This window comes from Veillonella sp. T11011-6 (genome assembly GCF_002959755.1).
Classification (GTDB): domain Bacteria; phylum Bacillota; class Negativicutes; order Veillonellales; family Veillonellaceae; genus Veillonella.
In genome coordinates, this window is sequence record NZ_PPCW01000004.1 from 442,874 (window position 1) to 469,294 (window position 26,421).

The following is a 26,421-nucleotide window of genomic DNA, read 5'->3' on the forward strand; positions in this document are numbered from 1 at the left end:
ATGCCAGCTTATCAAATAGGTATGTAGCTATCTACTTATTTAATGGACTTATCGAAAACGCCAATTAATTCTTCAACGGCTTGAGATTCGCTCATTTCACCATCTAAGACGGCTGCTTCCACTTCGCCCATACGACCTTGAATGACGACATTATTAAAGAATAGGTTGTGCAAGTGTTCGTCAATCATATCGCGTACCCAACGGAGGGATTGTTCTTGACGGCGTTTTAAGAAGACCCCATTTTCTTTGCCTTGTTCAGTAAATTCTTGGATTACATCCCACAATTCATCGAGGCCATCCTTTGTAACGGCTGAGCAAGTGTAGGCTTGGGTTTTCCATTTTTCCGTAGCAGGACGAATGTAATGCAACATCCGATCGTAATCGCTACGAGCGATGAGAGCGCGCTTGAGGTTATCCCCATCAGCCTTGTTGACCACAATAGCATCGGCCAGCTCCATAACGCCTTTTTTGATGCCTTGTAATTCATCGCCTGCACCTGTTAATACGATGAGCATAAAGAAATCTACCATGGAACGCACGGTAACTTCACTTTGCCCAACCCCAACGGTTTCAACGAGAATGATATCGTATCCAGCAGCCTCGCAAAGTAGCATGGTCTCTCTACTTTTACGAGCTACACCGCCTAGTGTACCACCTGCCGGCGATGGACGGATATACGCGTCAGGATGTTTCGTCAATGTTTCCATCCGCGTCTTATCGCCCAAAATACTGCCCTTTGTGACTTGGCTCGTAGGGTCTACAGCAAGTACGGCTACCTTGTAACCTGCTTCAATGAGCATATTGCCAAAGGCTTCAATAAATGTACTTTTACCAGCCCCAGGCACACCAGTAATACCGATGCGCAACGCCTTGCCCGTGCGAGGCAATATAGCTTGCAATACTTGTTGAGCTAATTTAAAGTGTTCCTTATTATTACTTTCTACTAACGTAATAGCCCGTGAAAGTATAACGCGGTCCCCCTGCTCGATACCGCGTACATAATCAGCGACAGTTAACTTCTTTCGCCGCTGTACGGGACGTACCGACGGAGCCAGATGCGCGGAGCTAGATAAGAGGCCATCGTGCATTTCCTTGACGCCTTTCATTACATGACACGCGAAGGTATCATCCTTTTTCGCATCTTCCGGCACCCAATCGGGACGGTAGGTGCTACCCTCGGCATTTGCATTTTTTACACCTAATTCAGGAGCCTTACCTTCACCAGTGGTGAAGGTGGCATCCTGAGTCGTATGCAATGCGTCCGGAGTAGTCCGTTTATTATCAGTCATCAGACTCTTCTTCTTGAACGTGGCTGGTCAATGTTTCTAGTAATTTCTTAGCCGCTACTGGCAAGACTGTACCAGGGCCAAAGATAGCCACTGCGCCATGTTCGCGTAGGAATTCATAGTCCTGAGCAGGGATTACGCCACCAATGGCAACCAATATATCTCCACGACCGCGTTTTTTGAGTTCTTCCACAAGTTGAGGTAACAATGTTTTGTGACCTGCTGCAAGGGAACTGAACCCGACGATGTGAACGTCATTATCCACCGCATCTTGCGCTGTTTCTTCTGGAGTTTGGAACAAAGGTCCGATATCCACGTCAAAGCCCATATCCGCGAAGGATGTAGCGATAACTTTGGCACCGCGGTCATGACCATCTTGGCCCATCTTCGCAATCATGATACGAGGGCGACGACCTTCGAGTTCTTCGAAGTCATCTGCCATTTGACGTACTTCTTTGATAACATCGTCATCTTCGTATTCGCTGGAGTATACACCGGAAATAGAGCGAATAACCGCTTTATGACGGCCACAAACTTTTTCAACAGCAAAGGAAATTTCACCCAAGGATGCACGAGCACGAGCAGCTTCAAGTGCAAGAGCAAGCAAGTTGCCTTCCCCAGATTCTGTAGCATTGGTAATCGCTTCGAGACAGGATTGAACCTTATCTTCATCACGGTTAGCACGCAATTGTTCGAGACGACGGATTTGCGCTTCTCGTACAGCCGTGTTATCTACGTCGAGGATATCCAATGGATCTTCTTTATCTAGACGATATTTATTGATACCAATGATTGCTTCACGGCCAGAGTCGATACGAGCTTGGCGACGAGCTGCCGCTTCTTCGATACGCATCTTAGGAAGACCTGTATCAATCGCTTTCGCCATACCGCCAAGGGATTCGATTTCTTGGATATGACCCCAAGCACGGCGAATCAATTCATCAGTCAAGGCTTCTACGTAGTAGGAACCGCCCCATGGGTCGATAACTTTACATACCTTAGTTTCATCTTGAATGTAAAGCTGAGTATTACGGGCAATACGAGCAGAGAAGTCCGTAGGCAACGCAATGGCTTCATCAAGCGCATTGGTATGTAGAGATTGGGTATGGCCCAATGCAGCACCCATCGCTTCCATACATGTACGAGCTACGTTGTTGAATGGATCTTGTTCTGTCAAGGACCAACCAGATGTTTGGCTATGTGTACGAAGAGCCATGGATTTAGGATTTTCAGAACCGAAGCTCTTAATAATCTTAGCCCACAACATACGAGCTGCACGCATTTTCGCTACTTCCATGAAGTAGTTTTTACCGATTGCCCAGAAGAAGGACAAACGTGGAGCGAATTTATCTACGTGAAGGCCTGCATTTACACCGGTACGGATGTATTCAAGACCATCGGCCAATGTGTAACCTAATTCGATATCTGCCGTAGCGCCTGCTTCTTGCATATGGTAGCCAGAAATGGAGATACTGTTGAACTTAGGCATGTACTGAGATGTGTACGCAAAGATATCACCGATGATGCGCATGGACGTAGCTGGAGGGTAAATATAGGTATTACGTACCATGAATTCTTTCAAGATATCATTTTGGATCGTACCAGCCATAACCTTTTTATCAACACCTTGTTCTTCACCAGCTAGGATGTAGAACGCCATGACAGGCAATACGGCGCCGTTCATTGTCATGGATACGGACATTTGGTCGAGAGGAATACCGGAGAACAGAATTTCCATATCGAGGATGGAGTCTACCGCAACGCCGGCTTTACCAACGTCACCCACTACGCGAGGATGATCGGAGTCATAACCACGGTGTGTAGCAAGGTCAAAGGCGATAGACAAACCTTTTTGGCCCGCTGCCAAGTTACGACGGTAGAATGCATTTGATTCTTCGGCTGTGGAGAAACCAGCGTACTGACGTACTGTCCAAGGACGAGTTACGTACATTGTGGAATAAGGTCCACGCAAGAATGGAGGTACACCAGCCATGTAGTCAAGGTGTGTCATTCCTTCATAATCCATCTCTGTGTAGAGAGGTTTTAGTTGGATTTGCTCCATTGTCGTATTATATAAATCTTCAAAGCTTTTTCCTGTTTCTTTTTGAAGTTCAGCAAGCCATGCATCGCGAGATGTCGGCGACTGAGATCCCAAGCCAAGAGAGGAGAAGTCTGGATTTTTAAACATGAGCTCACATCCCTTTCTTATCTTGTAACGTATGTAAGATTTCGTAGCAATTTGCACGAACGGAAATGAAGTCGTCTACGCCAGCTTCACGGTATACAGGCTCAAGGTCCTTAGGAGGCGCCCCTGCCAAAATAACTGTTACATTCGGCATAGTTTCTTTCAACTCTTTAGCGAGTGGTGGTACTAATTCTGGATATGTATCATCTGTGGAACAGATAACGACAACATCGGCACCACTTTCACGAGCAGCCTTCGCCGCATCAGCCGTTGTTTCATGACCATCGTTTTTAATAACTTCAAAAGCACCTACTTCGAAGAAGCCTGTGGAGAAGTCCGCACGAGGTTTATGTTGAGGGATTGGGCCCATATTAGCCAAGAATACCTTCACATTATCTTTCGTACGTTGTTTATACGCTTCCGTGCGCATGCGAAGTGCCTCGAATTGTTCAGTCCAGCGATGTGCTGTAATTGGTTCGATTGTTTCAGAAGCAATATCGCCGGCATCTAAAGCCTTACGGATTTGACGGATTGTCAATTTTTGTAATGCTCCAAGCTCGATAAGGCCTATCAATGCACCTGGTTCTGTTGTACTTGCTTCTAGAGTAGCCTGTGCTTTCACAACCGCATCAGCCTCTGCACCTGCCAAGTACTCATCGATTTGAGCAGCTCGTTTTTGACGCAATGTTTCTTGATTTTCTGGTTTAGGATCAAGCAATTCTTCCGTCATGTTTGCATACATGTTGTTGCCAACTGCGACGTCCTTACGGAATGCAAGGTTCTTGAAGCGTTCTTCGAGGATGGCTTTCACTTGAGCTTGAGGGTAGCCTTCTTTCAACGCTGCAATAATGCCACCTTTAGACTCGATGGTTTGGAACTCAGTCCAAATTTTTTCACATAGTTCAGCCGCCAATGTTTCCACGTACCAGGAACCGCCTACAGGGTCCACAGGTTGACGCAACTCGAATTCAGTTTGCAACATAACTTGGATGTTACGAGCAATACGGCGAGAGAAATCGTCCGCTTTGCGAATTGGTTGGTCAAATGGAGATACTTCAAGGCTGTTCAAACCGCCTACAACGCCAGAGAATGCTTGTGTCGTATTGCGCAACAAGTTTACATATGGGTCGTATACTGTTTTTGTGAAAGCAGATGTTCTGCCGTGTACATGAACGGCACGGTCCGCTTCTTCGGCCCCGAATGCTTCCATAATGCGAGCCCAAAGTACGCGCAAGGCACGTAATTTAGCAATTTCCATAAAGAAGTTAGCACCTAAGGAGAATGTGAACATCATGCTCTTCGCGATGGTGTGAATATCGATATTGCGTTGTGCTAATTGACGCACGTAGCATACAGCCGTTGCCAATGCATAGGCAACCTCTTGCACATCGTTAGCGCCGCCATTAGCGTATACATCGCCGGATACAAGCACTGTTTTAAGCTCTGGAGCTTGCTCTTTAGCCCATACAACAGTATGTGCCATTTCATCAAAGGCTGTATCTAAGGAAATGTGCAAAGCACCATCTTTCGCCAAAACGCCGATAGGATCGGCACCAACGAGACCTTTCAAGTCAGACGTTTGTTTTTTAGCGCCTTTCACTGTAGCCGCTAACATGCCAAGCAAGATGGCTGCAGAAGCACCAGTTTCAATGTACAAAGGATTTTCCTTCAAATTGAAGCGGTCAATCAATTGTTTGCAGTCATCCATGGTGGATACAGATGTACCACCAACGCCAACAGATGCGCCTACTTGCACGTCTTGATCATGACGTGTTGCTTCATCTAGGCGGATGTTGTGAATAGTGCCACCCTTTACAATCTCGTATAAACTTGCATGATTAGCATCTTTAGGCAAAGAGTCATCTACATATTGGGATACACCCCAAGAGTCTTTAATATAACCACTTGCCTTAGTGCCACGTAGGAACTCACCTGCCCCAGGGTATACGCCCTTAGGAATTGCTTCTGCATGCAATGCAGGTGTGTAAATCGGCTGCAACGTAATACCTTCATAGGTTTTCGTGAACATCTTCTTATGGAAGTCGCCACCCTTTAACGCCTTTTCAACCTCTGCCTGCCATTGTTCATACGTAGGTTTCTCAAATTCATCAAAGGATACAGGAGCTAATAGATCGCGTTCAGCATCCTTTGAAGTCTTTTTGTCAGACATATATGTGCCTCCTTTTCAACTCGAAACCATACCGAGAAACAGCGCACCGTACCTACAAATGTTATGCTTATACACCACCAAAGCTTTCCTATCTATGGATCACATCAACCTCAAATCTGTGTCCATCAGTTTACTAACAATAAAGCCTGATGTATATGCTCAACAGTCACTTTCAAGGGCAATAAAAAACGTGCCACCCAAAAGTGACACGTAAGGTTCCTTGTTGAAAAGTATGCCAAAAAACACTGAAACCAGCATACCTCAATCCCCTTCCTATCGCTCGTAGGTACATAACGGTGATTATCAAATAGGCAGTTCTCCTGGCTCGGGCTCATCGCCTTGCTTTCGCCTTCCCAGATTGCTCCAGTGACATTTTTGAAAGCAGGCTCGTCCTTACAGTGGCGGGACCGCATCGGCTTGTACCGATTTCTCTATTAAGTCTTGCGACACCTATTCTCTATATTCGTTGTTCTAAGACCAATATAGTGTAAGATTATGCACAAAGTCAATGAACATAACAGTTAATCATAAGTATCAAATTTTAGGTTATAACTAATGCATATTTAAAATGATAAAAACTCATCACTTTCAAATACACGTATTCATCGCTATCAAATATACGTATTCATTGTCTGCAAATCGAGTTATAAATCGAGTACAAATCATCATAAAATCTAAGCCCACGCACAAATGCAAACACAATGCGTGATATAATGAATACAATCACAAGGAGGCATTATGGAGCATACAAGTAAAAAAGGTCTAATGACAGCCCTTAGTTGCTATATCATCTGGGGCTTACTCCCTCTCTATTGGGCATTATTAAACCATGTTTCACCATATAATATACTGGCGCAGCGCATTATCTGGTCAGGCATTTGCATGGCCATCGTTGTATTTGGCTTACATTTTAAACAGTTCAAAAAGGACTTTCAATTACTAAAAGAACAGCGCTCACAACTATTACTACTGTTGCTAGCATCAGTCATCATCAGCGTAAATTGGTTTACCTACATTTGGGCCATCGCCAACAACCAAGTTATGGACACGAGCCTTGGCTATTACATCAACCCACTCTTTAATGTAGTGTTAGGTGTCATCCTATTTAAAGAGGTTCTATCTATACCGAAAAAACTAAGCGTCCTCATCGCTACCATCGGCATCGTCTTGCTCACCTATCAAGTGGGATCCTTGCCGTTAGTGTCGATGATCCTCGCCGTTTCCTTTGGTCTCTATGGGGTCGTCAAAAAGAAACTACTCATCTCTCCCTTTACGAGCATCGCCTTTGAGGCTTGGCTATTAACACCACTAGCCTTATTCTATACGACTATGGTCGATAATACAGTGTGGTCCTATTTTGGCACAGATTGGTATACATCCATGCTACTCATAGCCTGCGGTCTAACAACATCGGTTCCATTAGTGCTATTCTCCTATGGGGCCCAACTATTGCCGCTCAACCTACTAGGCTTCCTTCAATATGTATCTCCAACTATTGCTTTATTGCTAGCTATTTTCTACTTTGGTGAAAGCTTTGGCACACCGCAAATGATTGCCTTCGGTTGTATCTGGATAGCCTTAGTGTTGTTCTCATTATCCAATCAAATTACAACGCGCATTAGCCTAAAAAAATAAGCAATATAATAATCAACTAAAAAAGCTGTATCAAATGATATCCTCATTCGATACAGCTTTTTATATAATACTTACATTAACTTATGCTTATATAATATCCACACTAAGTTACGCTTATATGATGCTCATACTTATATTAACTCATATATAACGTATCCGTCTTAAACCGTATTAACTCTATTGATCCAATTCATTCATATTGGTGGTATTCATATTGGAAATATAACGGTTATAGGCCTCAACCATATGTTTATAATCGTTATCTTGTTTGGATCCCATATAGGTACGAATGGCACCAATCGTAGAGTTTACAGAGGTCTTAACAGGGTCATACTTAGGGCTAGAAATACCATTCGCTAAATCGCCAATGGCTTGTAGCTCTTGATTGATAGCATTTACATCTGGTTCTTTTTCACTATCTAGCTTTTCTAGGACTGCAGTAAGTCGCAAAGAAACCTCTTGTGCAGCGGCTGCATTTTTCTTACCTGCATCGCGCAATTGTTGTAACCGTTGTTGCAATCGGTCCGTGTTAATCTTATGCATCAAATTATCAAAGTCAGCATAAATAGGAATAAATTGTTCGTATAACTGAACATATTTAGGACCTAATTGTTGCTCCTTAGCATAGTTATCTGTAGTATACCCTTTAGATTTATAATATGCATCAAGTTCTTCCGCAACCGGTGTAATTTCGTTCAATTTTGAAAGTAGCTTATCTAAAGGCTCCTTCATTTCATCATAAGGAACCCCCGCTTGCTTAGCCTCTTCTAATTCTTTTTGTAGCTGTTTAAAGTTCGGTGCATTAAATACAGTTAAATGCTGCCCCGCTTTTAACTCATTAAGAGTTGGTCTATTCGCATAATCAAACATTACAGCCATGCGATTAAATCGGCTTATGGCTTTCACATATTGATTAAATAACTGTACCTGATCCTGCTCAGACCGTTGCGCAATTTCCTTACGACTCTGTTCAGTGCCCTGCCATAGCTCAGACATACTACACCCGCTCAACAATAAGGGGGATGTCAACGTCGCCGCACACAACACAGCCATTGCAATCCGTTTACCCAATGGTTTCATGATGAATTCTCTCCTTTCATCAATATACAACCCAATTTATATACCTTAATTATATACCAATATGATTTATATAAATAGAATTAATGCACATAACTCATACATCTAGTTTGTCAAGTGACTAATAGAGTCAGGGGTGACCATTGGTCACCCCTGTTTTCCTTTATATACAGTTAGACTATAAATAAGAATATATAACTCCTAACAATTGTTTTATACGTATACACGTGTTATCATAAAAGGAGAGCATATGAAGGATAAAGATCTACTAAAACTGCTACTCAAAAACGGCTGGAAGGATGTACGGCAACGCGGCAGTCATCATCGTTTGAAAAAGGATAATCAAGTTGAAGTGATTGCCGTACACGGAAAAGATGTACCTGCCGGCTTATTAAATGCAATTTTAAAGCGTACGGGACTAAAATGAGGAGGACCTATGAAATTTATATACCCTGCTATAATCCATGATGATGCTGATGGTTTCTGGGCTGAATTTCCAGACTTAGAATATACCAGCAGTACTGGCTCAACGTTAACAGAGCTCGTAACTAATGCGCAAGAGGCTATGGAACTATATATTTTAGGAGCTTTAGAAGATGGGGAAAGTTTACCTACACCTACATCTATTCGCAACTTACCTTGTACGGATACAACGTATCCTACATTAGTACAAACAGATATTGATTTAGCTAAAAATAGTAAATCCGTAAAGAAAACCTTAACAATTCCTGCCTGGCTAAATGATCGAGCGTTAGCTAAAGGAATTAATTTTTCTCAGCTTTTACAAGAAGCATTAGTAGAGAAAACAATGTGAATGTAAATTTACATCATCAATTGCTCAGCAAAATTAGGACTATTGTCCACGCAATAACTGCTAAGGTGAGTAATATGATACAAAGCATCCACAGAATTATTACGAAATAGAGCAATAATTTTAGTACATATAGCACATCAAACCATATGCTATGGCGATCTTCTAATCGCGCCATAAATTCGGAGAGATGGCGCACCAAAAATGGAACCTTCACATTAGGATTTAGCTTCTTCCAGTACAGCATAATATACGGTGTTACAAAACATCCTACAAATACTAAGTATGTAAGGAATAGAGGTGTTTCTATATTATGTTGGGACATAAACCCTGACCAGTCTACGACCATTAGACCACCAAGGTATAGAAAAACAAACCAATATATAAATCCTATCGCCTTTATAATAAGGCGAATCATATGTTTCACATCCATGCCTATAATCCTACTAATGTTTTAAATCGCGCATTATTGTGAAAGCGTTCAAAATGGTCTTGTTCAGCAGCTACGGCTTTCACAGATGGATCAATTTTAATTGCTTTTTCAAGCCAATCAAGGGACTTCGTATCATCCCCTTGGTCTGCATAAATGGTAGCAATACCGTACACAGACCAAGCGTTACTAGGGTCCTTTTCTAATACCTTTTCAAACCATTGTTTAGACTCATTTAACTGGCCTTGTAGTTTATACACCATGGCTATGTTGTAGTAATTAGCTACGTTATTAGGATCTAGGTCATATGATTTTTTAGTATCTGTTAAGCCCTTAGCTGTATCACCATTTAACGCCGTAGCGAAGCCACGGATGGAGTACGCCTCAGCATTATTAGGATTATCCTTAATAGAAGCTGATGCTTCCTCAATAGCTTTAGCATAATCGCCAGAGGATAAAGCCTGCTTAGCTGCCATAACACGAGCATCTTGCTCTGTTTTAGCTTGTTCGTTAGCTGTTGTAGGTTTAGTGTCTTGCTGGGTCTTAGTCTCTGTGCCACAACCTAATAGGCTAAGCAAACAAAGACATAATAGAATATATTTCATACAACACCTCTATATTATCTATATATACAACCACATTATGTCGTATATATTCATTATTTAATATGATGACAATATGTAGTAGTAACTTATAATTTATTTAATACCATTACAATTATACCAAAACTATATACAAAAAAGGACGAGCCGCAACTCGTCCTTTTTCGTTATATGGTAGGTAATGTTATAAATCTTATTTTTTTGCTCTAGAGCAACGATCTAATAGGAATGCAACGCCTACGAATGGGATGCCACCGCTTTCACCAAGGCCAATTTCACATGTGGAACTGGAGCTTACCCCTAGTGTTGCACCGTATTCAGCAATTTCACCAGCAAGGTCTTTTGTGGCAGATTTGTTAAGTTCTGGTGTGAAGAAACCTTTTTGACCAGCAAAGCCGTCGCATGCGAAGGATTTAATGTTGAATACATGGTCTGTACATAGACGAGCCAAGTCTTCGATGTATTGAGATTTACCCAAAGATTTAATCTTACATTGTTTATGTACGATTACGCGTTCATCGCATTTTTCAATGTCGAGATGAGGCACTACGTATTTGCACAAGAATTCAGAAATATCGTTGATTTCTAAGTCTGGCATGTGTTTGAACGCATGGTTGAAGCATGCACTATGGTCAATCACGATTGGATATTTACCATTTTGAGATGCTTTCATCAATGCATCGTGCAAGTCTTTAACAGCACGTTCATGAACGTCATCGTAGTTTTCAAAGCTCAAGCCACAGCAGAGGTTTTCGATATGTTTTGGATAGATAATATCGATATGAGCCTTGTTGCAGAGGCTTTCAACAACTTGTTGCAAGCTGCGATCATCGTCATAACCTTGGTTAGGTTTGAATGCGCGGTTTGCACATGTACTGAAGTATACAACCTTTTCAAAGTTAGTTGGTTTGATGCGGTTTTTCAATTTGTAGCGATTAGCTTTAGGAGTTGTTTTAGGAACATATGGTGTAACACCTGTTACGCCATGCAAACCTTCAGTAATCTTAGAAATTGCTTTTTGTGTAATGATGGAACCTGCAATGCCTTCAAGACTTACGCCAGCACGACACATTTGAAGTGTTGTGGAGAAGTTATCGTAGATTTTCTTAGCCAATTCAGGTGCAGGTGGGTCGATGCGGCGCATGGACAATGCGATTTGAGCAGTATCGATGCTGAGTGGGCAAAGGCCTTTACACATGGAGCATGCAGCACAAGTGTCTACGCCGAAGTATTCATAGCCTTTTCTAAGTTCAGATGCCAATGTGAAATTGCCTTCGTTTTCAAGGCGTTTAGTTTCGCGCAACAAAGCGATACGTTGACGTGGAGTCAATGTTAAATTACGGCTTGGACAATGTTTTTCACAGAAACCGCATTCCATACAGATTGTGAAAGCATCGTCGATAACGCATTGAGCTTTAAGGTTTTTCTTGTACACATCTGGATCATCAGTGATCATAACATCTGGGTTCAAGATGCGTTCAGGGTCAAAGATAGCTTTGATGCGACGGTTAATTTCGTACGCTTTTTTGCCCCATTCCATTTCAACAAATGGTGCTACCATGCGGCCTGTACCATGTTCGGCTTTCAAAGAACCACCGAAACCAGATACGCGTTCGGACATTTCTTTTACCAAATCGCCGAAGTTTTTAGTATCTTTAGGGTCGCTGAAATCAGGTGTAATGTTAAAGTGAACGTTACCAGACAAAGCATGACCGAAGATTACACCACCATCAACGAAATCGTATTTGTGGAATAATTCAGTAAGCATTTCAATGCCTTTAGTGAAGTCTTCGATTTGGAAGCAAACGTCTTCGGTAATAACAGTAGTACCTTTTCTACGTTGACCACCAACGATAGGCAAGATACCTTTACGGATGGCCCACCAGGAATCGTATTCTTTAGGATCTTGAGAATAAAGACTTGGGATAGCTGTTGGGATATCTTTCAATTGTTCTTTAATGAAAGCTAAGTTTTCATCTACAGTTTCTTTGGAATAGCTTTCAGTTTGGAACAAGATTGCACTTGTACCTTCTGGTACTTCACGAACGAAGTCTGGTACATTTTCAAGGGTTTGAACTGCTTTTAAGGATTGATAGTCCATCATTTCTGCAGCAACAACCTTTTCACGGCCCATATTAGCCAAGGCTACAACCGCAAGAGATGCATCGTTCAACGTACTGAAGAACATGAGACCGCAACCTTTATGAGGTACGTCTTCAACAGTGTTGTACACGATTTCAGATACGAAGCCCAATGTACCTTCAGAACCGATGAACAAGTGATTGATGATGTCGATAATATCTTCAAAATCAACAAGGGAGTTCAAGCCATAGCCTGTAGTATTTTTGATTTTATATTTGTGATGAATCAAATGAGTCAATTCTTCATCAGCCAAGATTTCTTTGCGCAATTGCAAGATATCTTCAACCATTTGAGGTTTCTCACGAAGGAATTGTTCAATAGATTTTTTGTCGGATGTATCGAGAACAGTACCATCTAGTAATACAACGCGGATGGAACGGATTGTTTTATAGGAGTTTTGAGCCGTACCACAGCACATACCAGAGGAGTTATTGTTCAAAATACCGCCTACTAATGCTGTTGCAAGTGTAGCAGGATCTGGACCGATTTTGCGGTTATAGGGTTTCAATAAATCATTCGCATCAGAACCGATAACACCACATTCGCATTTTAAAGCCTTGCCATCGTCGATAACTTCCATTTTTTTGAAGCCATCATTACATACGATAAGCACGTCTTCACTGGAACATTGACCAGACAAAGAAGAACCAGCTGCACGGAATGTAAATGGTGTACCACATTGTTGGCACAAACGAATAAGGCGTCTTACTTCACGTTCATCCTCAGCCTTTACAACAACCTTTGGTAAATAGCTATAACAGGACGCGTCAACGCCATATGCATAACGACGTAAATGATCGGTATATACACGATCTTTACAAATCTCTTTTGCCTCCTTGGCAAAACGTTCATAATCTCTAGTAAGCGTACTCACTTATATTTCCTCCTATCCTCTCTTAAGGAATATATCTTAATAATGTCTTATATTTAGTATACGCCGTTCTCATTCTCACTACTATAATTATGCATAAATTATATGTCTCCTAACAATTCTCGATATGCACTGTGTTTTTATTTCTTTAGTTGAAAGTGCATCTCAATAGCATTATCATGTACTCATCTTTTCATATGTTATATTAAAACTATTTTATTTACTAAGCATATTCATAACGCCATAATAAATGAGTGCTAAACATCCCGTAAAACATGAGTTACACTGCATATAATTCTATAGGAAATAGTTTGCAAAAATTATGCATAAATTCGGTATAATTTATTTATTTTAGTTTTCTCGTTCTCATTTATATTTAACTATGACTTTTACTCATACCTTTTTAGATTCTTCTTTTAATAGTACTATCCTCTTAATAATAGTTCCTTTACATATAAAAAGCCCTCTAGTGATATAACTCTTTCGAGCAACCACTAGAAGGCTTCTATTATCCAATAATACCAGATTTAAGAATAAGGCGTACTGCCAATGCAAAGACGGCTACACTCATGAGGGCAAGGATAGATTTTGCTTTCAAACGTTTAGCAATGCGCGCCCCTGCTTGGGCACCAAAAATGGCACCAATACTCGTAGGGATTGCAATGCTAAATACGATGTGACTTTCAATTAAATGAGTAATAACACCTACTGTTGTAGATACAGCCAAGATAGACTGGCTTGTAGCCGTCGCCATATGGGTTGGGAAACCCATGAGATAGATCAAGGCAGGCACATGGATGAGGCCACCGCCGATACCAAAGATACTGGAGATAAATCCTACAAAGAAGCTAATACTAATACCGATAGGCTTGCTATAGGTTAGCTGATCAAGGGTAAGGCTTTCTTCCTTCCGCTCCCCTTTACGGAAATTCTTAAACCCAATCAAACCTGAAGCACAAAGCATAAAGCACCCAAAGGCAAACATAAAGCCCTTACCAGAGAACCAACCAGACATTTGGGCTCCTAAAATGGCGCCTGGTAAAGTTGCTAAACTAAATACAATGGCTGCGCTGATAAGCACCTTCTTCTGTTTAATATACGCAATAGATCCAGAAATCGCATTACACATAACAGAAAATAGCGATGTACCTACAATCATAGATGGAGACCACTCAGGGAACCAGTACATGAAAAGAGGCACAAAGACTAGACCTCCCCCAGCACCAATAATGGTGCCTAGCATAGCGGCTAAAAAGCCAACTATGGTAAAGAAGATATAAAATACTATAATGTTATCCAACATAATGGAGCCTCCCTTTACTTAGATTGGAAAAATCTCTTTGCTATAACTGATTCGATTGGAAAAATTCCTTTGCCGCCTTCAAGCGCCCTCGTTCACAGGAGACTTGTAGTTCGTCGCCTGGTTCAAGTTTTACATCCCCTAACGGCACAATGTATGTTCCATTACGACGAATACTTACAATTAATGTACCATCTGGCAAGGCCAAGTCTTGTAATTGTACATCTGTATAATTCGCTACTACAGGCACCTTCGTTTGGAAGAAGGTTTGTACAGATTCTAAATTGTTTTGACCACTCATAGCTTGTAATAAGGAATCGTAAATAGGTGGTTCTTTTAACAGCTCAGCTACGAGGTACGCCACGATGGTCACAGTACCAATAGCATAAATATTGGAGAAACTATTGGTCATTTCAAGAACGAGTAGAATCGCTAAAATCGGTGTCCGCATAGCCGCTGCTAACATACCGCCCATAGCGCAAATAACAAATTGTGGTACAAAATCAGGAGAAATAATGCCCACAGATGAAAGTAAGCTTTCACAAAAGGCACCTGCTGAAGCCCCTATAACGAGCATGGGCAAGAATATACCGCCTTGCGCACCACTGCCATAGCAAAAGGTGGTAAGCAAAATCTTGCCTAATACGATGCCCCCTAGAAGCAGGACACCATGAGATTGAAAAGCAAGATGACCAACTAAATCATTGCCACCACCTAAGAGGAGCTGAGAATCAAAGCCGATGGCCGCTACGGCCACAAAGGTAAGGGCTAATTTCAAGAACCGAGAGCATTTGAGCCAGTCAAAGAACTTCTTAAATGCAAAGATCATGCGACAGAATAGCACCCCACAAAGCCCCATGATAACGCCCACCATAAGAAGGACTGGGAAGTACTCAAGAGGGACACCGGAGGTTACCGAAAATCCAAGGGCCGGTTCTAGGCCGAAGATACTAACCGTAATGTAATTAGAAATCAAGGTAGCCACAAAGGTTGGTACAACGAGGTACGGATAAAAGCTTTTATGGACCTCTTCAAAGACGAACATAGCCCCCGATACAGGTGCACTAAAGGCAGCTGTTAAGCCCGCCCCTGCACCAGCAGAGGTCAAGATGCGCTGCTCACGGAGTCCTGAATTCATCCAATAGGACACGATCTTGCCGGCAGAGCCACCGATTTGTACGGCTGGACCTTCACGGCCTACAGAAAAGCCTGCAAACCCTGTCAATACGCCGCCAATCATCTTGGAAACTAGTGTCCGATACGGTTTCATATCAAAGAGGCCTAGCATTTCCCCTTCGATTTGAGGAATACCAGAACCACCAGATAATGGAGCCCACGCGAGCAATCGATCTACGATAAAGGCAAAGATGACCATCATCACAAGCCAGCCTATGGCCCACTCCAGAGTAATGCCGTCCATCAAATGCCAACGAATATGCTCTGACTCAAGGATTAAATAACGATATGTAGCACCACAAAAGCCTGCAATCACGCCCACAAGAGCGCCCTTTGCAATGAGCTCCGTCAACAACATACGATTCATGGACATATCTGCTAAGGTAGAACTACGCTTATTAAATTTCCATAGCTTCATAACATCCTCCTTAGCACTGACCGAATCTGATTTATTATCTAATAACATATATACAACCGAACTATGTATTCATATCCTTAGTATACTTATGTAAACCACCATTTTCAAGAAAGGATTACGTATCAAACAGCTATCTCACTTAACGCGATGATAAAAATCTGAGTCACAACACAATAGATAGTCCTTCAAACGCAAAGCTAGCCACCTCTAAAACGAGATGGCTAGTTTTGTTAAGCAAGTGTGTAAATGTATTTTCTTTACATATTCGGAGGCATATGCAATATGTAAAGATTCTAAAGATGTAAAGTTCTTAGGGCCAGAGCTCGGCATCATTTAGACTATTAGATTATTTAGACTAGTAAAATATTTAAACTAGTCTAAATATTGATACCATATTATAGTATTAAATCCTATACATCATAAAACACTATATGCTATCAAATCTTAAAATTCCTTAGAATATGGATTCGTAAATACCGATAATTTCTTCTTTAGATGCATCCCGTGGGTTGCCTGGCGTACACGCATCGTTGAAAGCAGATTCAGCGAGGAATGGAATATCTTCTCGTTTTACACCAGCTTCGCTAAGGGATTTAGGAATGCCTACATCGTCAGCTAGCTTTTGGATCACATCGATAGCAGCTTGACGATATGTGTCTTGATCCATACCGTCTACATCAGGAACGCCCATAACGCGAGCAATTTCACGATATTTTTCGCCTGTTGCAGGAGCGTTGAATTTCAAGACTGCTGTTAAAAGCATGGCACACGCTTTACCATGAGGGATATCGTACACAGCACTCAATGGATGTGCCATGGAGTGAACAATACCAAGGCCTACATTGGAGAAGCCCATACCTGCTATATATTGACCAAGGGACATAGCTTCACGACCTGCGAAGTCACCAGCTACAGCGCTACGCAAGGAGCGACCGATAATTTCAATAGCTTTCAAATGAAGCATATCAGTGAGTTCCCACGCACCTTTAGTAATGTAACCTTCTACGGCATGAACGAGGGCATCCATGCCGGTAGATGCGCAAAGACCAGTTGGCATCGATGCGGACATATCAGGGTCCACGATGGCTACGATTGGGATGTCATGAGGATCAACGCATACGAATTTACGGTTCTTTTCAACGTCTGTAATAACGTAGTTAATCGTAACCTCTGCAGCCGTACCAGATGTGGTAGATACAGCAATAATCGGCAAGCATGGATGTTTCGTAGGTGCCAATCCTTCAAGACTACGCACATCGCCGAACTCAGGATTTGTAATAATCGTAGCAATAGCCTTACTTGTATCGATAGCACTGCCACCACCTACAGCAACGATAGCTTCAGCACCTGCCGCCTTACAAGCAGCCACACCAGATGTTACGTTTTCAATGGTTGGATTTGGCTTAATATTGTCATATACATCGTAAGCAATACCTGCCGCATCAAGTAGGTCTGTTACCTTTGTAGCCACCTTAAACTCAAATAGATCAGGTGTAGACGTAACAAGAACCTTTTTAAAATGGCGATTCTTAATTTCGTTCACAATCTCCTGAATCGCCCCTTGCCCAAAATAGGACGTACCGTTCAACATAATTCTCCGAGCCATATACAATCACTCCTAACGAATAAAAAATAAACCGATAGAGAATAACTATACTAAGTAATTCTCTATCGGTTTATTAAAATCCTTGAAACTGTGTTATGTATACACTATATAATTATTGTAATATTTCGTTTTCTCATCAAGCGTAATAGGGAATCTAAAGACTTAAACGGCTTAGACATAAGTCCCTCCTACAAACAAAAAAGCTCGCCGACCCTTGAGTCGACGAGCGTTGTACGTTGCCCGTAAGCTTCGCACAGTTTCTCTGTGTAATAACTATAACAAAGTTCTCCCTCGAGTGTCAACTCAGATGCGATTTCAATGAATAGTACTTCCACTTTCTATATTCGTTATATGGTTAATTAATTCCTGCAACAAAAACAAATAGTCTAAGAAATTTTAGTTATCTTCATAAGCAAAATCCGTTTCACAGATTCATCGAGTCGTTCTTTAGAGATTCGGCCGTCTTTTACGGCTTTCATAAGGCCATTGTACGCTTCTTGCATGTGTTCGTACTCGTGGCACACGAGCAAGATATCGCTGCCAGCCAAGATAGATTGAACCGCCATATCGCCAAAGGTGTAGTGTTTTGCAAGAGCGCCCATATCCATATCATCCGTTACGACAACGCCGTTATAGCCCATATCCTTGCGCAACCAGTCTGTAATTATAGCTTTAGATAGACTAGATGGATGGTCTGGATCGATTTGAGGATACATCGCATGAGACACCATAATTGCATATGTATTCGGTTTAGACTGTTTAATGAGGTCTACAAATACCTTTGTATCTTCATTCAACAATGTCTCTTTAGACACTGGCACAACACTGGTATCAGCATGTAAATCGACATCCGTTTTACCAATACCTGGGAAATGTTTGTAGGAATACCACAAGCCCGCTTCATCATAGGCCTTGCCTACTGCACTGGCATACCGTACGACCTCATCGGGTTTTGCACTAAAGGAACGGCCATAGGTTAACCCCAAGTCCGCCACAGGAGCAAAGTTAATGTTGAATCCCAAGTCTTTAAGTTCCGTACCAGACTGTTTGGCCAAGGATACCGCCTGCTCAATAGGCTCCGTGCCTAACTCTTCTGCAGGGGGAACCTTGATGAGCTGATCCTCCATGCGCGCCACGGCACCACCCTCTTGGTCGATGCCGATGAACAACGGCGTTAACCCCGCGCTTTTACCAGTTTTATTAATGTCCGCAATGAGCGATTTCACTTGATCTTTGGACTCCATATTCCGGTCAAACAAGATAATACCGCCCACGCGGTACTCATTGAGCATAAACTTCGCATCATCGTTCAAGGTCTTGCCGTGGATGCCAATCATCAACAATTGCCCCACCTTATCTGCGTCAGACATATTAGCCACTAATTTGTCCACCTTTTCCTCTGGTGAAAGCTGGCTCTGTGCCACAGTTTCATAGGTCACAGGCTCCGCCTTAGAAGTAAATGGATTATGTAAACCGCAACCCGTTGTGAGCGCCAACGCGCCAATCATCGTAGCCGCTACGATACGTCGAAACATATATACCTCCAAAATCTCTAAAAAGTATTATGTATAGTATATCAAATAATAAAGACAACCCCAACAAGGCCAATACATGTAGTGCATCGTGAGCGTAAAAAAGACTATTACTCAAAACCTACGAATATTTACCGTATTGGTTTGAAGTAATAGTCTTTATATGAGTTAAGGTCAAACTTACACTTAACTGTTGCTTAATCTTAAATTTTACTTAGTTTTAAATTTTACCTTGCTCTTTCATTTCAGCTAAAAGCTTTACTATGCGAGGGCCACAGCCTTTGCCACCGCAAGCACCTGTGCCGGCACGTGTTGCCTCTTTTACCTCAGGAAATGTATGAGCACCATTCAAAATGGCTTCCTTAATCGTTTTACGTGTAATGCTACGGCATGTACACACCTTTGTAAGCTTATCCAGAATCGCCTCTGGCACTTGGTTTTCTTCAAAATCCATATGTATTCCTCTTCTATTCACTTGAATATCTTTATACTAACTTATATACAGTGTCTATATACTTATAGTATTAAATACTTCATTATGCATAGTAACTACTACTTAATGTACAGTATTTAGCACTGCTTTATATACGATATACTAAAATAACAATATATCGAAAATTTACGATTTCTATATCTAGTATACCATACTTATCGAATTATATCGATACTTTTTAATATAGTGAGGAAGATGGATTAAAGTCCTTACTGTATAGCTCTTACAAAATAACGCTTACGATACGCTCAAACAACTGCAAAATAGTTTGTTGTAAGGGAATGAAAATCTTACTAGCAATTGGTGTGTTAAGTACCAAGATCAGCAAAATCAAACTTACAAAACTTAAACGTTCCAACGTAAATTGCCAGTTCCCAGGCAATAGACTTGTAATAATACGACTGCCATCTAGTGGTGGTATTGGCATCATATTAAGAATAGCAAAATTGATATTATATACGACAATCAGTGTCAATATTAATTCTAATGATTCATTCGTCAACAAGCCATAACTTTCAAGAAAACGAAGGGCTAAATACCCCAAAAAGGCCATCAATACATTAGATGCCGGTCCCGCAATAGAAACTAAAGTAGAATCTGTACGAGGATCGCGGAAATTAGATGGATCAACCATTACGGGCTTAGCCCAACCAAATCCACCAATAAGGAAGGCTATAGAGCCAATTAAATCAAGATGTGCCACGGGATTCAATGTCAATCGCCCCATAGAGCGCGGCGTAGAATCACCGAGCATATCGGCTACCTTGGCATGAGCAAATTCATGTCCTGCAGCTGCGATGATAAGCGCTGGTATGGATGCTAAAATCATCGTTAAACTAATACCAGAAAATAACATAAAACTCCTTTATTGTTTAGCTTCCCATGCGGTGTAGCCGTCTTGAATGCAGCGAAGGGCATTCAACGTACGAGGATAGCCGATGTACGGCACGCATTGGGAGGCGATGTTAATCAAATATTGTTTACTGTTGCCTACGTTCAAGTTGCCTTCTACGTGAGCCTTGAGCTGAGGTTCACAGCCACCTTGAGCCGCTAAGAAACAGAAGGTAATCATTTCACGATGAGCCACACTCAATCCTTTACGAGTGTAGTAGTCACCGAACATATTAGCAAGCCACTTCTTGATGTGACGTGTCTCTTCAGGGCCTTCTTGGTAAGAATTACGGATAGACTCACCAAAGATTTCCACCTGTTTTTCAACACCCTTTTCGAGGCGAGATTCACTAGTGATTGTGCTGCGAGATGGATCTACAACAGTTTCCCCACGATAGTCAAAAATCTTATTTGTGACCTTAAAGAATGGACGCACACGACCGATGCCAAGATATGGCACAGCTTGATAAAGGAGCTCTATTACTTCATCGGGAATCAAGCCAAAGTTAAGTGCTGCTGGTAGCATCAACGCATATTCATCGACGGCAGATACACCCACTAATGTGGCAAGGATAGCCAAGAAACGATCCTTGGCAGGCACATTGCGACCCTCTTCGGTAATAACTTCGTCAAAGGCAAAATTATCAAACAATACTTCAAACTCAGGGTCGATATAACCTGCAGGGGCTGCAATATCAGGGAACATTCGCTCCGTGTAGGCTTGAGCAAATTCAGATTTAGACATAGGAAACCTCCATAAACAACACTGGTGAAAGCTCAAAGGAGCTTTCACCAGCAATAGTTATGTAATTATTACGGCTTGCGCCATCAAATTATAAAGCTGGGAAAGAGAAATCAGTGCCGTATACTTCTTTCCAAGCAGCCAAGAACATGTTGTATTCATTAGAACCAGGAGTGATTTGGTACGCTTGACCATCTGGAGAGAAACGATATACAGTATGCAAGCTTGGGTGAACAATGTATTTGAACAATGTAGCTTCACCATATTGGTTGTTATGCATGTTCACTACATTGATACCGAATACGTAGTTACGGCTACTATCAATACCACTGAATTGGGATGCTTTATCAAAGAAGTATGTTTCAGAACCATTTGCACTATTTGGAACCTCTGGATAGTTAGCTAAACCATTCCAGTTTGCTGCATTAGCAACACCACCAACTAATAATGTACCGGCTAATACAAATGCGCCTAATAAATTTTTATTCATAATGCTCTCCTTTTGCCTTAACGGCATCTCACGAACAGGTCATATCTCACATGACCTCCGTACAATACGTTATATGTATAGTATATCACATTTTATGAAAATATTAGATATATTAAATTACAGAATGTATGCATATGAGATCTTACTAGAGTCCGCAATATTAGCGCTTATGGTCCGCTGCTGTTCTAGCATTTGCGTTATCAATTGCTTCTAACAATTTATTGAGCAACATACGCATTTGACGTGTTTCTTCCACATCAAAGATTGGACCTGCAGATTCAGATAAGCGACGTGGTACGTGAACCGCTTCATCACGTAATGCTTTACCTGTATCAGTAAGGGTTACCATAACGACGCGTTCATCTTGACGACTACGTTTACGCTTTAAGAATGCTTTTGCTTCTAGTTTCTTTAAAAGTGGTGTTAATGTACCGGAATCAAGGCGCAATACTTGGCCTAATTCTTTTACGGACAAATCACCATATTGCCACAATGCCATCATTACGATGTATTGTGTATATGTCAAATTCAACGGATCTAAGTGACTGCGATATGCATTAACAATTTCCTTCGCCACTACATAAAGTGGGAAGCTCAATTGGTTTTCTAATTTCATGTACTCTGCATCAGGTACGTCTTCTTTATGTTTGTAACCTTCCAGTACGCCAATTTCTGCCATATTCTACCTCCATATGCACACAATAATCTACAAATTAATTGTACACAATTCTACAGTAAGCAGTCAACGTAAAAAACCTACTTTGTCCACAATTTTTTAAATTTGTCAATTAATTAATATATTTTTTCTTTTTTATTAAGAAAATGAGCGCATCTATAGAATTTATGGGCAGAAATCACACCATAAAGCTGTGAAACTATTAATAAATTTTTTTGATATTAGAATTCAATACCACATCCCGCCATGTGCTGCATCTTCTGCAGCTCTTTCTAAATCTCATTCTAAATTTCTTTCTAGATCTATGTCCTGTAGTATAATAAAAGAAACTCTATATAAAACTGATTGATAATAGGAGGACTATATGAACACCTTAGAATGTATCAAAACACGTCATAGTACGCGTAAATTTAAAGCTGATCAATTATCTCGAGAGCTTATCGATCAAGTCCTCGACGCTGGCCGCCGTGCTCCATCTGGCGGTAATACACAATTGACACATTTTATGGTCATCACAAACCAAGATGTGCTCAAAGAGCTAGTAACACTCATTCAAGAGGAATACGGCAAAATGCCAATTACAGAAAATACATTACCTTACATGGTGAATATCATTAAAATGTCCGCTGAAGGCAAGTTTGTATTTAACTATGGTGCACCGGCTCTCATCGTACTAGCAAGCCAAGCAAGCTATGCAAACAACTTTGCCGATGTGTCTTGTGCTATGCAAAACATGATGCTTGCTTGCAACGAGCTCGACCTTGGCAGCTGCTGGGTAAACCAAATCCGTCACCTCCAAGACAATGAACGCATCCAAGCTAAAATGCGTGAACTAGGCCTTAAAGAAGGTGAAAAAGTATATGCTAGCCTTGCTATTGGCTATCCAGACTTACCAAACGGTCTTAACCGCCGCGAAATCGAAGCAAAAGGCTATCCTGTAACATATATTGATTAATTGAGACTATAAAATCAATATATTCACGTACGTATATAAATATATTCACAATTAATATACAATACAAAAGCGCTATCTATCCCACAACTCTAATTGAGTTTTATTCGGAATAGATAGCGCTATTTTATTGACTATATTAGGTTTAGCTCATGATGCCTTATCAATCAAATCAGTAAATAAATTTTAATTACCCTTCAAATACGCGTTTGCGAGCTGCTTTTACAAGAAGACTACCGCCATACAGTAGATTTTTTAATAATACTCAACCTATGCCAAATACCCATAATGGTACGTTAAAATAACTATTTATCATAATTAAAAATAAAATATAGTCGACTTTTAGTCATACATGGTATGATTACAATGACATTTTGTAGAAAGGATGTGTGATGATGTCGATCTTCTCTCCAGCTCCTCATATTGAACGATTACCAGAGGGGCAAATCGATTCCACCTACAAACGTCTTCGCAAAGAAGTCTTTGCAGGTACTTTTATTGGTTATGCTACATTCTATTTGATCCGCCAAAACTTTAGTTTGGCTGTTCCGTACATGATTGCTGAGTACGGTTACACTAAAGCGGATCTTGGTATTGTCATGACCCTCTTATCCGTAGCGTACGGCGTAAGTAAATTTGTCATGGGTAATGCGTCTGACCGCTCTAACCCAAAATACTTCTCCACAGTAGGTCTATTGCTCAGTGCTTTAGTTATGTTATTATTCGGCACCTTACCTGGTGTTTTAAGCAGTATTCCTATCATGTGCGTGCTCGCCTTCTTAAATGGTTGGTTCCAAGGCATGGGCTATCCTCCATATGCGAAAAATATGGTAACTTGGTTCTCCCGTTCTGAACGCGGCGCTTGGTGGTCCTGGTGGAACGTATCCCACAACCTTGGTGGCGGTATCATCGCACCCCTTGCTACGTTAGGTATCTATCTATTTGGTACATGGCATAGTATTTTCTTCTTCCCTGCTCTTATTTCTATCGTGTTAGCTGTGGTTACATTCTTCTTGTTGAAAGATACACCTCAATCCTGTGGCTTGCCACCTATCGAAGAATACAAACACGAACCAGTAGCAGCTGAAGTAAGCGATGAAAATAAAACTACTTTCAAAGAAATCTTCTACAAATATATTTTGCATAACAAATACTTATGGTATCTTGCAATTGCAAATATCTTTGTATACTTCATCCGTTATGGCGTAGTAAGCTGGGCTCCTACTTATTTGACAGCTGTAAAAGGCTTTACAAAAGAAGGTTCCCGTTGGGCTTACTTCTTATACGAATGGGCTGGTATTCCAGGCATGCTCGTAAGCGGCTATTTGAGTGACCGTGTATTCCGTGGCCGCCGTGCGCCAGCTACTATCTGCTTCATGCTATTCGTTATCTTAGCAATCCTCGTTTACTGGTTCAACCCAGCAGGCAATATCCTTATCGATAACTTAGCACTTATCGCTATCGGCTTCCTCATCTACGGTCCTGTTATGATGATCGGTCTTCAAGCAGCAGACATGGTACCACGGGTAGCAACAGGTGGTGCTACTGGTCTTACAGGCCTTCTTGGTTACCTCATCGGTTCCGCTGGTGCTGGTGCCTTCATGGGGCTCATGGTTGACCTTTATGGTTGGGATGGCGGCTTCGTAGCCCTCGTTGGTGCATGTATCCTCGCTATCGTATTCCTACTTCTCACACTTGGTGATAAATCCCAAGCAAAAGAACAGTAATCTACAACTAACAGTTGTTTGAACACAAAAATCCCCTAGTAACACATCGTTACTAGGGGATTTTATTATGTCTAAAACTATACACTGCACTACATTCTATGCTACGCATAAAGAACTATTGAGAACTTTCAAATTATACACGAGACCAAGTCGCGCCAATCCGTGCAACGCAACAGCCGTAACAGGATCCATGAAGCCAAATACACCAGCACCGATAATGGCGATATGGAATACAATGGACACGATGAGTAAACCTAAATGAGACTGCTTTGTTCCTTTTGAAAGCTCTGATACGGGAGATGCATCATCCACAAGAGAGCCCATCATGAGCGCCACTAAGATAAGCTCCAAGGAACACGGGCATAGTACCAATAACAAGGTTACGGTATGTATGAAATCCTGTGTCAATGCAAAGGAACCCATAGATAATAGCAATACAGCCACAACAATAACAGATGAATAATTGTTAATGCCCTGACGCATAGCAACGAGTTGAGATGGCATGGCAGGAAGCATATCATCATCTAAGGTATAATGTGACTCGCCTGTGATAAGCTGTTCCAAGAAAAAGCCAGCCTGTACGATGAGGCCCACATAGGCCGCCGTATGATAATCGCCAATGGAAATGAGCGCTACCATGGCCACAACAATAAGGAAATTAGCATGGATCTCTAAATGCTTCAAAATACTTTGAACGCTATTAATGAGCAGCGGCAAACCACAAACGAGAACCGTCACCCAAGCCAAGTCAATAACAGGATTGAATGACTCTGTGATGGCATCTAATAGAATAAATAAAACACCTAGCGCTAAAATAGCACCTTGTGTGAATAACGACACCTGCGCCGATAAAGACTGTAAAAATTTCATATAGACCTCTCTATACATTAGAACCGGCCTTACTTACTCCGGAAATAAAACAAAAAACAACACAATATTAATTCAGAATACTCTATACCTAAAGCAATTTAAAACTCTCTGTACCTAAAGGATTCTATAAACCTTTGTACCCATAGGGGTATATCTACAATGTAAACATTATACAAAACATACGAATTATATACAAATCATTTTTTTCGATAAATAATAAAGAACTGCAATTCCTTTATGTAGTACCAAAAGAATAAATTTATAAAAATGACTTCTCCCTTAAGAGCTTTAGTTGAAAGCTCTTATTTCTTTATTAGACATAGAAAGAACAGATCCCTA

21 protein-coding genes and 1 riboswitch are annotated in these 26,421 nt (G+C 41.3%); of the genes, 5 read left to right on the forward strand and 16 right to left on the reverse strand.

Annotated features, from left to right (window positions below):
* Window positions 1-35: 35 nt before the first annotated feature.
* From meaB to VRHSUH10_RS06745, 3 genes are read right to left on the reverse strand one after another with little or no spacing between them, the layout of a single operon-like run.
* On the reverse strand, window positions 36-1,289 hold the full coding sequence (gene meaB, locus VRHSUH10_RS06735) for a methylmalonyl Co-A mutase-associated GTPase MeaB (RefSeq protein WP_105089927.1): 1,254 nt from the start codon (window positions 1,287-1,289) through the stop codon (window positions 36-38).
* Window positions 1,282-3,474, reverse strand: a complete 2,193-nt coding sequence (gene scpA / locus VRHSUH10_RS06740) for a methylmalonyl-CoA mutase (protein WP_105089928.1) — start codon at window positions 3,472-3,474, stop codon at window positions 1,282-1,284. Before scpA ends, meaB begins: the two co-directional genes overlap by 8 nt.
* A gap of 4 nt (window positions 3,475-3,478) precedes the next feature.
* Window positions 3,479-5,641, reverse strand: coding sequence for a methylmalonyl-CoA mutase family protein (locus VRHSUH10_RS06745; RefSeq protein ID WP_105089929.1), 2,163 nt, complete (start codon window positions 5,639-5,641; stop codon window positions 3,479-3,481).
* Window positions 5,642-5,933: 292 nt separating this feature from the next.
* A riboswitch (cobalamin riboswitch) is annotated at window positions 5,934-6,110 on the reverse strand.
* Between the two features lie 269 nt (window positions 6,111-6,379).
* Between VRHSUH10_RS06745 and rarD the strand changes: the two genes are divergently transcribed.
* Entirely contained in the window at window positions 6,380-7,276 is an 897-nt protein-coding gene (gene rarD, locus VRHSUH10_RS06750; protein ID WP_105089930.1) for an EamA family transporter RarD, read from the forward strand.
* A 177-nt stretch (window positions 7,277-7,453) separates the two neighbouring features.
* On the opposite strand, the gene VRHSUH10_RS06755 is transcribed toward rarD, so the two are convergent.
* Window positions 7,454-8,356: a DUF3829 domain-containing protein gene (locus VRHSUH10_RS06755; protein WP_105089931.1), complete on the reverse strand. Its 903-nt coding sequence runs from the start codon at window positions 8,354-8,356 to the stop codon at window positions 7,454-7,456.
* A gap of 247 nt (window positions 8,357-8,603) precedes the next feature.
* Between VRHSUH10_RS06755 and VRHSUH10_RS06760 the strand changes: the two genes are divergently transcribed.
* Both VRHSUH10_RS06760 and VRHSUH10_RS06765 read left to right on the forward strand, forming a co-directional pair.
* On the forward strand, window positions 8,604-8,780 hold the full coding sequence (locus tag VRHSUH10_RS06760) for a type II toxin-antitoxin system HicA family toxin (RefSeq protein ID WP_105089932.1): 177 nt from the start codon (window positions 8,604-8,606) through the stop codon (window positions 8,778-8,780).
* Window positions 8,781-8,789: 9 nt separating this feature from the next.
* Window positions 8,790-9,167 (forward strand): type II toxin-antitoxin system HicB family antitoxin, encoded by a 378-nt coding sequence (locus VRHSUH10_RS06765; RefSeq protein ID WP_005384984.1) that lies wholly within the window; start codon window positions 8,790-8,792, stop codon window positions 9,165-9,167.
* A 432-nt stretch (window positions 9,168-9,599) separates the two neighbouring features.
* Here VRHSUH10_RS06765 and VRHSUH10_RS06775 read toward each other — a convergent pair whose 3' ends face one another.
* The 11 genes from VRHSUH10_RS06775 to VRHSUH10_RS06825 all read right to left on the reverse strand — a co-directional run bounded on the left by VRHSUH10_RS06775 (window position 9,600) and on the right by VRHSUH10_RS06825 (window position 22,536).
* Entirely contained in the window at window positions 9,600-10,199 is a 600-nt protein-coding gene (locus VRHSUH10_RS06775; protein WP_105089934.1) for a tetratricopeptide repeat protein, read from the reverse strand.
* A 190-nt stretch (window positions 10,200-10,389) separates the two neighbouring features.
* The gene (locus tag VRHSUH10_RS06780; protein WP_105089935.1) at window positions 10,390-13,212 is read right to left on the reverse strand and encodes an FAD-binding and (Fe-S)-binding domain-containing protein; all 2,823 of its coding nucleotides are present in this window, start codon (window positions 13,210-13,212) and stop codon (window positions 10,390-10,392) included.
* Window positions 13,213-13,717: 505 nt separating this feature from the next.
* A complete protein-coding gene (locus tag VRHSUH10_RS06785; protein ID WP_105089936.1) occupies window positions 13,718-14,512 on the reverse strand; it encodes a sulfite exporter TauE/SafE family protein in 795 nt (264 codons plus the stop codon).
* A gap of 40 nt (window positions 14,513-14,552) precedes the next feature.
* On the reverse strand, window positions 14,553-16,103 hold the full coding sequence (locus tag VRHSUH10_RS06790) for a ClC family H(+)/Cl(-) exchange transporter (RefSeq protein WP_105089937.1): 1,551 nt from the start codon (window positions 16,101-16,103) through the stop codon (window positions 14,553-14,555).
* Window positions 16,104-16,557: 454 nt separating this feature from the next.
* Complete coding sequence (gene fucO, locus VRHSUH10_RS06795; protein WP_105089938.1) at window positions 16,558-17,709, reverse strand: lactaldehyde reductase; 1,152 nt, start codon at window positions 17,707-17,709, stop codon at window positions 16,558-16,560.
* A gap of 386 nt (window positions 17,710-18,095) precedes the next feature.
* On the reverse strand, window positions 18,096-19,244 hold the full coding sequence (locus VRHSUH10_RS06800) for a glycoside hydrolase family 3 protein (protein ID WP_105089939.1): 1,149 nt from the start codon (window positions 19,242-19,244) through the stop codon (window positions 18,096-18,098).
* Between the two features lie 217 nt (window positions 19,245-19,461).
* The gene (locus VRHSUH10_RS06805) at window positions 19,462-19,695 is read right to left on the reverse strand and encodes a (2Fe-2S)-binding protein (protein WP_024047871.1); all 234 of its coding nucleotides are present in this window, start codon (window positions 19,693-19,695) and stop codon (window positions 19,462-19,464) included.
* 262 nt (window positions 19,696-19,957) lie between these two features.
* Complete coding sequence (locus VRHSUH10_RS06810) at window positions 19,958-20,590, reverse strand: site-2 protease family protein (RefSeq protein WP_105089940.1); 633 nt, start codon at window positions 20,588-20,590, stop codon at window positions 19,958-19,960.
* A 9-nt stretch (window positions 20,591-20,599) separates the two neighbouring features.
* Window positions 20,600-21,370 carry a carboxymuconolactone decarboxylase family protein gene (locus tag VRHSUH10_RS06815; RefSeq protein ID WP_105089941.1) on the reverse strand — a complete coding sequence of 257 codons (771 nt, stop codon included), beginning with the start codon at window positions 21,368-21,370 and terminating at the stop codon, window positions 20,600-20,602.
* A gap of 88 nt (window positions 21,371-21,458) precedes the next feature.
* The gene (locus VRHSUH10_RS06820; protein ID WP_105089942.1) at window positions 21,459-21,857 is read right to left on the reverse strand and encodes a hypothetical protein; all 399 of its coding nucleotides are present in this window, start codon (window positions 21,855-21,857) and stop codon (window positions 21,459-21,461) included.
* A gap of 160 nt (window positions 21,858-22,017) precedes the next feature.
* Window positions 22,018-22,536: a MarR family winged helix-turn-helix transcriptional regulator gene (locus VRHSUH10_RS06825; RefSeq protein ID WP_105089943.1), complete on the reverse strand. Its 519-nt coding sequence runs from the start codon at window positions 22,534-22,536 to the stop codon at window positions 22,018-22,020.
* A 361-nt stretch (window positions 22,537-22,897) separates the two neighbouring features.
* Between VRHSUH10_RS06825 and VRHSUH10_RS06830 the strand changes: the two genes are divergently transcribed.
* Complete coding sequence (locus tag VRHSUH10_RS06830; protein WP_105089944.1) at window positions 22,898-23,488, forward strand: nitroreductase; 591 nt, start codon at window positions 22,898-22,900, stop codon at window positions 23,486-23,488.
* Window positions 23,489-23,880: 392 nt separating this feature from the next.
* On the forward strand, window positions 23,881-25,212 hold the full coding sequence (gene pgtP, locus VRHSUH10_RS06835) for a phosphoglycerate transporter protein PgtP (RefSeq protein WP_105089945.1): 1,332 nt from the start codon (window positions 23,881-23,883) through the stop codon (window positions 25,210-25,212).
* Between the two features lie 96 nt (window positions 25,213-25,308).
* Here the strand turns inward: pgtP and VRHSUH10_RS06840 are convergent, their stop codons facing one another.
* On the reverse strand, window positions 25,309-26,082 hold the full coding sequence (locus tag VRHSUH10_RS06840) for a hypothetical protein (protein ID WP_105089946.1): 774 nt from the start codon (window positions 26,080-26,082) through the stop codon (window positions 25,309-25,311).
* Between the last annotated feature and the right edge of the window lie 339 nt (window positions 26,083-26,421).